This window comes from Bifidobacterium canis, assembly GCF_009727065.1.
GTDB classification, from domain to species: Bacteria; Actinomycetota; Actinomycetes; order Actinomycetales; family Bifidobacteriaceae; genus Bifidobacterium; species Bifidobacterium canis.
In genome coordinates this window covers 1-12271 of sequence record NZ_WNLP01000011.1, presented here as the reverse complement: position 1 = coordinate 12271, position 12271 = coordinate 1, and the positions used below count along the sequence as shown (strand labels likewise).

The window sequence follows — 12271 nt, the reverse complement described above, 5'->3', positions numbered from 1 at the left end:
TTCCTTATTGTCATTTCCGCGGTGATAGTCGCAGTATCGTCAACGAAAACGTCCGCTCATTGTCTGTTCTGCGGGCAACTAGCAAGGCCGCACGATAAAGCGCGCTTTATCGCCAGTTTCGCGACTATTCCCGCAGAATTGGCAACAAACAGGTTCCTTTGTTGTCAATTCTGCGGTCAGTCGCGGCAACCGTCTACTTGAGCGCGGTGTTCACGCGGTCGGTGATCACCTGTGCCACCGAGTCAACGCTCACGGCCTCGCTGTTGGAACCGTCACGGTCACGCACTTCAATCGTGCCATTGTTCACGGTGTCACGGCCTACAACCGCCACGATCGGCACGCCAATCAGTTCGGCATCCTTGAACTTGACGCCGGGCGACACCTTCTTGCGATCGTCGTAGATCACTTCGATGCCGTTGGCGCTCAGCTCGTCGACCAGCTTCTCGGCGGCGTCGAACGCAACCTCGTCCTTGCCGGTGGCCAGAACATGCACCTGTGCTGGGGCGATGTTCATAGGCCATGCCAAGCCCTTGTCATCGTGATGCGTTTCGGCGATGCATGCGAGCACGCGGCTCACACCGATGCCGTAGCAGCCCATCCACACCGGCACGGTCTTGCCGTTCTGATTGAGCACCTTGAGCCCAAGCGCCTCGGAATACTTCAAGCCGAGCTGGAACACCTGACCGATCTCCACGCCGCGTTCGAAGCTCAGCGGACCGGAACCATCCGGGCTCATGTCGCCGGAACGAACCTCAACCGCTTCCACAACGCCGTCGGCCTCGAAGTCGCGACCATAGACGAGATCGTAGTAGTCCTGTTCGAATTCGTCGGCACCGGTGAACCATGCGGAACCGCGAGCCACATGCGCGTCGATGAAGTAGCGCAGTGCTTCGTCGTTAGTCTTGCGGGCCTGCGGGCCGACCGCCATCGGGCCGATGTAACCGCGCACGAGTTCGGGATGCGCCTTCAAATCGTCTTCCGTCGCCTCTTCCAGCTCGGACGGGGCGAACTGCGCTTCGAGTCGCTTCATGTCAACATTGCGGTCACCCGGCACGCCGACCACGATCAGTTCACGCCACGGCTCGTCATGCTCGTCGTCTTCGGCATGCTTGACCGCGATGACCACGTTCTTCAGGATGTCGCTGGCCTGCCAGTCGCGGCCGTCTTCACGCGGATAGTTCGCGTTCGCGAACGTCACCATGTTGTCAATCGTTATTGCGTCGTTCGTCTCGCGCTTGCTGGCGGCAGGCGTTGCCGAGAAGTCGATGTCTTCAGGCTTCGGGGTGTTCAGAGCCTCCACGTTCCAAGCCTTGCCGGAAGGAGCGAGCGCGAACGTGTCCTCACCAATCGCCATCGGTGCAAGGAACTCCTCGGATGCGGAGCCGCCCATCGGGCCGGACATCGCGAACACCGGCACGTATTTCAGATCGAGGCGCTGGAAGATGCGCTCGTACGCGCCGCGCTCGTCCATGTATGCCTTGCGCATGCCCTCTTCGTCGATCGTGAACGAATAGGCATCCTTCATAATGAACTCACGGCCGCGAATCAGACCGGCGCGCGGGCGGAACTCGTCACGGTACTTCGTCTGGATCTGGTACAGCGTCACCGGCAGGTCTTTGTATGACGAATACATGTCTTTGACGAGCAGCGTGAACATCTCCTCGTGCGTCGGCGCGAGCAGATAATCCGCCTCGTGACGGTCCTTCAAGCGGAAGATGTTGTCGCCGTACTCTTCCCAGCGGTGCGTCGCCTCATACGGTTCGCGCGGCAGCAGTGCGGGGAAATGCACTTCCTGCGCGCCGATGCCGTTGATCTCCTCGCGGATGATCTCCTCGATCTTGTTGAGCACGCTCAAACCGAGCGGCAGCCAAGTCCAGATGCCAGGCGCGGCCTTGCGAATATAGCCGGCGCGCTGGAGCAGTTTCGCGGAGTCGACGTCGGCATCCGCGGGGTCTTCGCGCAATGTGCGCAGAAACAGGGTAGACATTCGAAGTGCTTTGGTCATACGTTCCAAAGTACGCGCCAAAGGGGACGAGTGCATATCGTCTCATCCGCGCAGACGACATGGCCATGTTGCGCGAGTCGATTGGTCATATTGCCGAACTCGCATAGACAACATGACCATATCTGCGAGCGAAAACGGTCGTGTCGTCTAACGCAAATAGACCATATGTTCAATCAGCCTATGTACAACGGTCATGTTGTCTAACTTGAGTAGACAACATGACCGTCAGCGCCGCGCACAGTGGTCAAGTTGTCTGATTTACATAGACAACTTGACCATACAAATAGGTGACAAAGTAAGCGATACGAAAAGTGGCATATGCCAGTTGACATATGCCACCACAACTGAACAGTATTCAGATTATTTGAATTCAGTGAGACTCTGAATCTACGCGATCGTCGATGTCATCTTCGAGCATCTCGCGGTTCGTGGAACCGAACGGGTAAATGAAGATCATCAGCATGAACGCGCAGCCGAACAAATACAGAATGTCACACAGATCGATCACGCCGAGGTTGACCGCATGGTTCGGAATGATCAAGCCGACGATCATCAGCACCATGCCCGCCACCGGCAGATACTGCCACACCCAAGCGTTCGGCGCGTTGTCTTCGCTCTTGCGACGCGCCGATTCGATGTAGAACGGCACGATGAACATGAGTCCGCCGATGATCGTGAGCAAATCAGACAATTTGAGCGAACCGAACAGATGCACTGGAGTGGAGGTGTAGCACAGGAATGCAATGAACAGCACAAGCGCGCCGATTCCGGAAATGATGTACATGGTGGAGCGCTTCATGGCAGTCCCTTTCGCTCAGCAATATCTCTAATATCTCTGTGATATCTGTAATAACTATTTGTTTATTGTAATCATGCGCTTGCTGTGCGCGTCGCTGTTCACTCTGCACGATGGTGCGCTCTGGTGAAATAGTGCGGAAAATCAGCGCTTCCAATATTCAGAACGCGGGCGAGTCACCGTCAGGAAGAAATTCGTCGAGTCCCGCCTGCGCTTCGCTCTCCCCCGGTTTCTTCGGCGCGAACGATTCCGCACCGTGCTCGGTCAGCTGCATGCTCGCCCGCTGCGACCCCTCACGCAGACTGTCGTCGAGCAGCAACGCGTCACGGCTCACGTTGAACATGCGGTTGTTCACGCCATTCAAATAGAGCCCGCCGAGACTTTCCACGCGAGAGAGCGCCACATAGCCCATGCCCGGGGCGAACGTGCGACTCAGATCCATGACGGCGCTGTCGAGCGTCATGCCCTGCGACTTGTGAATCGTGATCGCCCATGCGCAGCGCAACGGCACCTGCGAGACGGCGGCAAGCACATCATCGCCGTCCATCATCTCCCAGTCACTTTGCGTCATCGTCACCGTATTGCCGTTTTCGAATTCGACGATCGGCCATCCTCCGCGCGACTCACGCAAAAAGCCTTTGACCACGCCGAGCGAGCCGTTCACGTAGCGGCCTTCGGAATCGTTGCGCACGGCCATCACCGCCGCGCCCTCTTTCAATGCGAGGCGTTCCGGTGCGAGCATGTTGCGCTGCAAGCGTTCGGTCAAGTGCATCGGTCCCATCGCCTCGGCGTAGAATTCGTGTTCATCGCCGTCGATTGTGGCCAAGCGCTGCTCGTTGAGCAGATCCGCCTGCTTGTTCTGCGGGAACAGCGCAACCGTTTGACGCCCCTCTTCGAGCGGAATGCGGTAGCGCGTGATCAAAATATCTTTGTCTACCTGCGAAACGGTGGCGTTGCGAATGTCGGTGAGCACGCGCAGCAATTGCCCGTCATCCTGCCTGTGCTGCTCGTCGAGATAGCAGATCACCGGGTCGAGCTCGTCCCAAGCGAACGATTCTGTGACGAATCCTTCCGGGTTACGCCCCGCTTTCGCGTATTTTTCACGCATCGCTTTGTATTCGGGCGTCGGCGGCACGAAATCGTGGTTGCGGCGAGCGTTCGACACCGGCGGTAGTTGGAAGAAATCGCCGGAAAGCACCACCTGCAGCCCGCCGAACGGTCGTGAGTCTTTGCGCACGATTCTGCACACCTGATCCACCATGTCGAACAACCATGCGTGCATCATTGAGATCTCGTCGATCACGAGCACGTCGGTGGCCAGTATTTTCTTGCGTCTGCGCGTGCGAATCGTTTTGATGAGCGATTCGGTGAGCGAATCCGCCACGCCGATGCCGCTCCATGCGTGGATCGTCTGCCCGTTCACATGCGTCGCCGCAATGCCGGTGGTCGCGGTCACCGCCACCGATGCGCCCTCCGCACGTTCCGCTTGAATGAACTCGTTGAGCACATACGTTTTGCCCGCACCGGGCGCACCAGTGAGGAACGCGCTGGCTCCGGCGAGCAGAATATCAAGAACTTCGGCTTGTTTCATAACGTCAGCCGATCAACCGGTCGATCACGCGCAGAACGCCCTCGTCGGTGTTCGCCGGCGCGATGTATGCGGCGGCTTCACGCACCTGTGGATGCGCGTTGGCCATCGCGAACGAGAACTTCGCGTGCGCGAACATCGGCGCATCGTTGAGATAGTCGCCGAACACCGCGGTTTCGCTGGCGCTCACGCCGAGCGCGCGCTGCAGTGTCGCCACACCGTCGCCTTTGTTGACGCTGGCGTTCATGATGTCGACCCAATGCTTCCCCGACGGCACGTATTCGTATGGCGCGACGATGCTCGGCAGCAGCTTCTTGGCCATAGCTTCCGCATCTCCGAAATCGAGGATGGCGAGTTTGAGGAACTTCTCGTCGGCGTAGTTGAGCACATCATGCAGATCGTTCACCTGCTCGATTTTCGCATAGTATTTGCTGCATTCCGCGATGAATGGCTCGTCCGTGCGCTGCACGTATGCTGCGCTGAGTCCGCAGATCACGAGACCGAGATCGTAGTTCCCGCTCGCCGCTGCGGTATCGATGATGCCGATCACGTGTTCGATGAGATCACGGCCCACGGTATGCGTTTCTATGACTTGGCCGTCAAGCGCAACGATATTGCCGTTTTCCGCGATGAATGACATCGGCTGCAGACTCCGCGCGAACATCGTGCGCAACGTCTGGTATTGCCTGCCGCTTGCTGGCACGAACGTGATGCCACGCTGGTCGAGCTTGTCGAGCATCGGCCAGAATCCGGCGGGGATCTGGCTGTCTGCGTCGAGAAGCGTCCCATCCATGTCTGCGACGATGAGCTTGATGTTCTGTGGCGTTTCGATCGACGTCCACTCGGCCTGTGCCATGTGTTCCCTTACTTGATAGTGTTTACTAGAGTTTGCGCGAACATGAAAATCGTGGATTATTCCGCTTCGTTCATGACGCTCGTCGCGACGATTTCGCCGGCGATGCGCTGTGCTTCGTCGGCGCTCGGCCCCGGTTCCGGTGCCATGACAGCCGCACGGTAGTAGCGCAGTTCGTCGAGGGATTCGACGATATCGGCCCACGCACGGTGGCCGCCGTTCTTCGGTGGACGGTTCGCGTAGACGTTCGGATACCAACGGCGTGCGAGTTCCTTGATGGTGCTCACGTCGATGACGCGGTAGTGCAGGTGCTCCATGAGGTTCGGCATGAAGTGGTCGAGGAACTTCTTGTCGGAGCCGACTGAATTGCCGGCGAGCAGCGGCTTGACGCCTTCGGGAATGAACTGCTTGACGTAGCTGATCACCTGCTGCTCGGCTTCCTTGACGTCGAGGCCGTTCTCCCACTCGTTGATGAGCCCTGAGCGCGTGTGCATGGCGCGCACGAAGTCGTTCATGTGTGCGACGGCTGCGTCGGATGGCTTGATGACCAGATCGATGCCCTTGTCGAGCACGTTCAGCTCGAAGTCGGTGGGTACCACCGAAACTTCGCACAATTCGTCGTGGAAAATATCAAGACCCGTCATCTCGCAGTCGATCCAGATCATCCTGGATTCCTTCGGCGAATAGGTCAAAGCATCGTTCGCGTCTACCATACGTTCCTCGTTTCTTGGGTTTTCGGTTTTCGTCACGCGGCTCGCGCGTCGAACATTCGAGCCTACCTCACCACGTTGCGTCTTTCCAAGTTCTATCCCGACCGCAAAACAACGCGTGTCTATGCTCTCATTTTGCTGGTGGGGATATAAAACACACGAAGCACTGAGTACTCAAAATTCTTTTTGTTGGAAAATAGCCGTTTTTCTGCCTCGGCTACATGAGTGCCGACACGTTTCATATCTCCGCCAGCAAAATAAGAAAATTGGAATAGGAAAGGGCTGCATACGTTTTCGCGTATACAGCCCTTGGCTTGGTTCGACTCAGCGGCCGGAGTAGTTCGGCGCTTCGGTGGTCATCACGATGTCGTGCGGGTGGGATTCACGCAAACCGGCATCGGTGATGCGGATGAAGCGGCCCTTCTCGCTCATTTCGGAGATGTTGTGTGCACCGATGTAGAACATCGACTGGTGCAGGCCGCCGATCATCTGGTAAAGCACTGCACTCAGTGGTCCGCGGTATGGCACTTCACCTTCGACGCCTTCCGGCACGATCTTGTCGGTGCTCGTGACGTCGGACTGGAAGTAGCGGTCCTTCGAATAGCTCTTCTTGCCACGTGGCGCCATCGCGCCCATCGAGCCCATGCCACGGTAGAGCTTGTATTGCTTGCCGTGCAGCAGCACCTTCTCGCCCGGAGCCTCTTCGGTGCCGGCGAGCACGCCGCCGAGCATCACGGAGCTTGCACCGGCGACGAGCGCCTTGGCGATGTCACCGGAATAGTGGATGCCGCCGTCGGCGATGCACGGAATGCCAGCCGCGCGGCAGGCCTGTGCCGCCTCGTAGACTGCGGTGAGCTGCGGGACGCCGACGCCGGCGACCACGCGCGTGGTGCAGATGGAGCCTGGGCCCACACCGACCTTGACGGCATCGACGCCGGCATCGATCATGGCCTGTGCGCCCTGACGGGTGGCGATGTTGCCGCCAATAATGTCAACGCCGTTGAAGGCAGGATCGTTCTTGATGCGACGAATCATGTCGAGCGCGATCTTCGCCTCGCCGTTGGCTGTGTCGACGACGAGCACATCGACGCCTGCTTCCATCAGTGCGGAGGCGCGCTGCCATGCGTCACCGAGGTAGCCAATGCCGGCCGCGACGCGCAGGCGGCCCTGATCGTCTTTCGTGGCGTCCGGGTATTGCTCGGTCTTCACGAAGTCCTTGACGGTGATGAGGCCGGTCAGATGACCTTCCGCGTCGACGAGCGGCAGCTTCTCGATCTTGTTGGCCGCCAACAGGTCGTGGGCGTCTTTCTTCGAGATGTTCGACGGACCGGTGACGAGGTTCTCCTTCGTCATCACGTCTTTGACGCGCAGATGGTCGTAGTCGTCGGATGGGATGAAGCGCATGTCGCGGTTGGTGATAATGCCGACGAGCTTGTTGTCGTGATCCACAACCGGCAGGCCGGAGATGTGGAACTTGCCGCACAGCTTGTCGAGGTCGGCAAGCGTGACATCTGGATTCACCGTCAAAGGATCGGTGATCATGCCGGATTCGCTGCGCTTAACGACGTCGACCTGAGCGGCCTGATCGTCGATGGAGAGATTACGGTGCAGCACGCCGATGCCGCCGTTGCGAGCCATGGCGATGGCCATGTCTGCTTCGGTCACGGTGTCCATGGCGGCGGAGATCGCCGGGACCTTCATCGTGATGTTGCGCGTGAGATGAGTGGTGGTGTCTACTTCCGACGGAATGACGTCGGTTTCGTTCGGCAGCAACAGCACATCGTCATATGCGAGGCCGAGCTGGGCGAAAATAGGAGGAAGAGGGGTGTATGGGGACTCTGCATTCATATCAGGAATTGTAGCCATAACCACACTATAGGGACGCACGTTGACGAAATCTACATATAACGTGTGTTCGACTGATTTTAGCGAGTTGGCTCAGGGCGTAGAAGGCCGCAGATGCTTTGGTCCGTTGTTGCATGGCAGATCTTCGTCGGCGCCTTTGCCGCGCATACGCTTGAAATACGGGTAGAGCGTCGCCACCGTGAGCAAGGCGGCGAGTATGACGAACACCGTGAACACGGTGACGAACCTGAAGAACAGCAGGAACATCGACGAGAAGGCGATGAGCGCCGCCCAACCCCACAGAATCAGCACCGCTCCCTGCACCGTGTGCCCGATGCGCAGCATGCGATGATGCAAATGCATGCGGTCGGGGTGCATGGGCGACTGGCCTTTGCGCAAGCGTCTCGTGATGGCCATCAGCATGTCGAGCACCGGAAGGAAGAGCACGAGGATCGGCAGCAGGATCGGCATGAATGCCGGCACGTAGGCAGACGTGTTGATCGTGGCGGGATCGAGTCGGCCGGTGAGAATAATCGAAGCACAGGTGATCAAATACCCGAGCAGCATCGAACCCGAATCGCCCATGAACAGTTTCGCCGGATGCCAGTTGTGCAACAGGAAGCCCATGCAGATGCCCACCATCGCCACGTCGATGAGCGTCGCCATCGACGCATAGGAGACCTGCTGGCGCGACAGCACATATGAGTAGATGCCGAAGGCAACGCCGCCGATCGCCACGATGCCCGCGGCCAGACCGTCGAGGCCGTCGACGAAGTTGACCGCATTGATCGACACGACGATCAGCAACGCGGTTATCGCGATCGAAATGGTGGGAGAAGCAGTGATCAAACCGCCGATCGGCAGTGAGATGATCTGCAATCCTCCCCATGCCACAAACACCGAGATGAGCAACTGCCCTGCGAGTTTGAGCATCCAATCGAGATCCCACACGTCATCGGCTATGCCCAGCAAGCAGATCATCACGGCGCCTGCCATCACCACCCATGCCTGATGGTTCTGTTGGAATTCGCCTTGCAGGAAGTTGAGCCTCGACGCGAAGAACATTGCGGTGATGAATCCGAACAGCATGCCCAAGCCGCCCATGCGGGGCGTCGGAATCTTGTGCACGTCGCGCGCACGCACTTCGCCGACCGCGCCGATCTGAATGGCAAGGTGACGAATAAGCGGCGTATATAAATACGTGGCGCACATGGCGACGAACGCGATGAATATATAGACTCTCATCTCGCAAGTCCCCCATCATGCGGCGGATTCACCGAGTCACGCAGTGCAGCGCGCAGCTGCGTTGCAGGAATCTTGCCTTCGCGCAGAATCACAATGCCGTCAGGCGCATCGGGATCCGCGGCGACCACCGTGCTTGCCGTGTGATTTTCCGTAGGGCCCGCGTCGAGATACAAGTCAACGTCATCGCCGAACGCAGCCACCGCTTCGTCCACGGTTTGCGCGCTCTCGTTACCCGAGCGGTTGGCGCTCGACGCGGCAACCGGCCCGATCGCGCGCAGAATGCGCAGGCTCGCGTCGGAGTCCGGTACGCGAATCGCCTGCGTGCGCGTGCCGTCATCGGCCACGCGCAATGTCTGCAACGCACAGTCTTCGTCTGCCACCGCGATCGGCGAGAACGCGCCTGGCAGGAAACGCTGCGCCAGAACATCGAGCGGCGTGGGAAGCGTCAGCCCAAGCGAGGGCAGATCGTTCACGCTGGAAACGATGATTTGCAATGCTTTGCTGCGCGCGCGTTTCTTTGCTTCGTAGATGCGCGCGATCGCGTTCGGATTGTGTGGGTCACAGGCGATGCCATACACGGTGTCTGTGGGAAGCACGATCACTCCGCCGTGCTCGATGATTCGCTTCGCGTCGACCAAAGACTGCTCATCGACGCTGCGCACATCGGCCATGTTTCCCTCCCGCTCGCTCGGACTCCGCTATTCTACTATGCTTCCCTGTGTTTCTCTGCCCGATATTCGAATAATTCGTATCTATACATCACTTCACTGCGAACAAGTAGCGCGGCCGATACGTCAGATCCATGCCGGTCTGCGCGCTTGAGAAACCGGTCGCGGTCGCAAACGCGCAGGTCTGGCTGCCTTGCGAAATGTCATGCTCCATAATGAACACGCCACCCGGTCGCAGCAGTGAATAGGCGCGGCGAATAATTTGCTCGGGAATCTGCATGCCGTCCGCCGACCCGCCGTACAGCGCGAGGGACGGGTCGAAATCACGCACTTCGGGCTGCTGCGGCACCTGCGACAGCGGCACATACGGCGGGTTGCTCACCACGACGTCAACGGTGCCATCCAACTGCGCGAGCGTGAGCGCCGACGTCGCGTCGCCCATTTCGAAGTGATAGTTCACGCTGATATCTGGGTAATCTCGTGAGATTTCACTGATATTGCGGCGCGTCCACACCGCCGCCTGCGGGCTGAGTTCAACGCCCCACACCTGCGCGCCGCGTATCTCGCATGCGAGCGAGAGTCCAAGCGCGCCGCTTCCCGCACACAAGTCGACGATGCGCGGCGAATACATGCCCTGCGAAGTCACCCAGTCGATCGCTTCTTGCGCGATGATCTCGGTTTCCTGACGCGGAATGAACACGCCGGGGCCAACTTTCAGGTCAATATAGCGGAACGTGGTGTGACCGACGATGTATTGCAACGGCTCGCGCGCATGGCGGCGGCACAGTCTTTCTTTGAACAGCTGAACGGGGTCGTCATCTTCGCCGTGATAATACGTTTCGATGAGCTCGGATGTGTCGGTTCCCATCAGATTGGCTTTTTCTACGTCGGAAAGCGAGCATCCGAGCGTGTCTGCCAATATCAGTTTCGTATCGTGACTCGCTGTGTCGATTCCTGCTTCCTGCAGATAGTCGGTGCAACGGTGAATCAGTTGATCTGTTCTCATATCACTTTCTGGTCGGGGTATTCGCCACTGTGAGCGATTACTCTGCCTGCTGGTTTGCCAGACGCTGTGCTTCGTCTGCTTGAATGTCACTGTCGATAACGGCTTGCAAATCTCCGTCGAGCACGGCGTCGAGATTGTAGGCCTTGTAGTTCGTGCGATGGTCGACGATGCGGTTCTCGGGGAAATTGTAAGTGCGGATTCGCTCGGAACGGTCGAGTGAACGCACCTGCGAGTGGCGCATGTCGGCGGCTTCGGCGGCTTCCTGCTCGTGCTTCATCGCGAGCAGACGGCTCTTGAGCACGCGCAACGCGGCTGCGCGGTTCTGAATCTGCGACTTCTCGTCTTGCATGCTCACCACGATGCCGGTTGGAATGTGCGTCATGCGCACTGCGGAATACGTGGTGTTCACAGACTGCCCGCCTGGGCCGGAGCTCATGAAGATGTCGATTTTCAGATCTTTCGGATCGATTTCGATTTCGTCGTCGTCTTCGTCGGCTTCCGGGAACACGAGCACGCCGGCTGCCGAAGTTTGGATGCGGCCCTGAGATTCGGTGACTGGGATGCGCTGCACGCGGTGCACGCCGCCCTCATATTTGAGCGACGCCCACACACCGTCTTCCGGTGACGGATTGCCTTTGGCTCGTATGGCGAGCTGCACGTCTTTCACGCCGCCGAGCTCGGTGGAGTTCTCACTCTGAATGGTGACGCTCCAACCGCGCTTCTCCGCATAGCGCATATACATGCGCAGCAGATCGCCCGCGAACAGCGCCGCTTCCTCGCCGCCTGCACCGGCTTTGATCTCCATGATCACGTCGCGCGCATCATCTGGATCTCGCGGAATCAGCGCGGTGCGCAGTTTCTCCTCGGCTTCGGGAAGTTCAGCTTCAAGACGCTTCGCTTCCTCTTCGAAATCCGGATCTTCGGCGGCCATCTCTTGAGCGGCTGCGAGATCATCCATGATGTTACGCCAATTACGGTAGGCGCTGACGATGGTGCCAAGCTGAGCTTGCCTGCGGCCGAGTTTGCGCATGGCATCAGGATTCGACCACACCTCCGGCTGCGCCATCTGCTGTTCGATGCTCTCGTATTCCTCCAACGCGGTTTGTGCCGCGGGGAATTGTTCGTCTGCCACGCTTCGCCTTATCTACCTTATAACTATGTTTTCTACAGTTCCAAACTGATTCAGTGTACCGAATCGGGTGGTCTGTGCCAAGAGCTGCTGACACTGCACCACTGTGTGCATGCTGGCAGCGGCTCATAATGAATGACGCCAGCCCCGTATGAGACTGGCGTCATCTGAAGACTATGCTCAGGCGTTCTTCTTGCCGTAGCGCTTCTCGAAGCGTGCCACACGACCGCCCGTGTCGAGAATCTTCTGCTTGCCCGTGTAGAACGGATGGCACTTCGAGCACACATCCACACTCATATGATCGCCCTTATACGTCGAACGAGTCACGAACGTGTTGCCACACGAGCACGTCACAGTCACCTTATGATAATCAGGATGAATACCCTGCTGCATACCAGTCTCCTAAAGATACGGGGGACCCGGATC

11 protein-coding genes are annotated in these 12271 nt (G+C 58.4%); all 11 read right to left on the bottom strand.

The genetic code is table 11. The features are described 5' to 3' along the window. Positions 1-193 precede the first annotated feature (193 nt). Positions 194-2005 carry a proline--tRNA ligase gene (locus tag GSD1FS_RS08630; RefSeq protein WP_155589236.1) on the bottom strand — a complete coding sequence of 604 codons (1812 nt, stop codon included), beginning with the start codon at positions 2003-2005 and terminating at the stop codon, positions 194-196. Between the two features lie 370 nt (positions 2006-2375). Further along, on the bottom strand, positions 2376-2804 hold the full coding sequence (locus GSD1FS_RS08625; protein WP_155589235.1) for a permease: 429 nt from the start codon (positions 2802-2804) through the stop codon (positions 2376-2378). A gap of 157 nt (positions 2805-2961) precedes the next feature. Then, entirely contained in the window at positions 2962-4392 is a 1431-nt protein-coding gene (locus GSD1FS_RS08620; RefSeq protein ID WP_155589234.1) for a PIF1 family DEAD/DEAH box helicase, read from the bottom strand. 4 nt (positions 4393-4396) lie between these two features. Further along, a complete protein-coding gene (locus GSD1FS_RS08615; protein ID WP_155589233.1) occupies positions 4397-5245 on the bottom strand; it encodes a Cof-type HAD-IIB family hydrolase in 849 nt (282 codons plus the stop codon). Between the two features lie 56 nt (positions 5246-5301). Next, complete coding sequence (orn, locus tag GSD1FS_RS08610; RefSeq protein WP_155589232.1) at positions 5302-5955, bottom strand: oligoribonuclease; 654 nt, start codon at positions 5953-5955, stop codon at positions 5302-5304. Positions 5956-6276: 321 nt separating this feature from the next. Beyond that, entirely contained in the window at positions 6277-7818 is a 1542-nt protein-coding gene (gene guaB / locus GSD1FS_RS08605) for an IMP dehydrogenase (RefSeq protein ID WP_155589231.1), read from the bottom strand. A 72-nt stretch (positions 7819-7890) separates the two neighbouring features. After that, positions 7891-9042 carry an MraY family glycosyltransferase gene (locus GSD1FS_RS08600; protein ID WP_155589230.1) on the bottom strand — a complete coding sequence of 384 codons (1152 nt, stop codon included), beginning with the start codon at positions 9040-9042 and terminating at the stop codon, positions 7891-7893. After that, on the bottom strand, positions 9039-9713 hold the full coding sequence (locus GSD1FS_RS08595) for an L-threonylcarbamoyladenylate synthase (protein ID WP_155589229.1): 675 nt from the start codon (positions 9711-9713) through the stop codon (positions 9039-9041). Before GSD1FS_RS08595 ends, GSD1FS_RS08600 begins: the two co-directional genes overlap by 4 nt. 88 nt (positions 9714-9801) lie before the next feature. Beyond that, a complete protein-coding gene (prmC, locus tag GSD1FS_RS08590; RefSeq protein ID WP_155589228.1) occupies positions 9802-10716 on the bottom strand; it encodes a peptide chain release factor N(5)-glutamine methyltransferase in 915 nt (304 codons plus the stop codon). A 37-nt stretch (positions 10717-10753) separates the two neighbouring features. Next, entirely contained in the window at positions 10754-11848 is a 1095-nt protein-coding gene (gene prfA, locus GSD1FS_RS08585) for a peptide chain release factor 1 (protein ID WP_343030267.1), read from the bottom strand. Between the two features lie 177 nt (positions 11849-12025). Next, positions 12026-12238, bottom strand: coding sequence for a 50S ribosomal protein L31 (rpmE, locus tag GSD1FS_RS08580; RefSeq protein ID WP_155589227.1), 213 nt, complete (start codon positions 12236-12238; stop codon positions 12026-12028). Positions 12239-12271 lie beyond the last annotated feature (33 nt).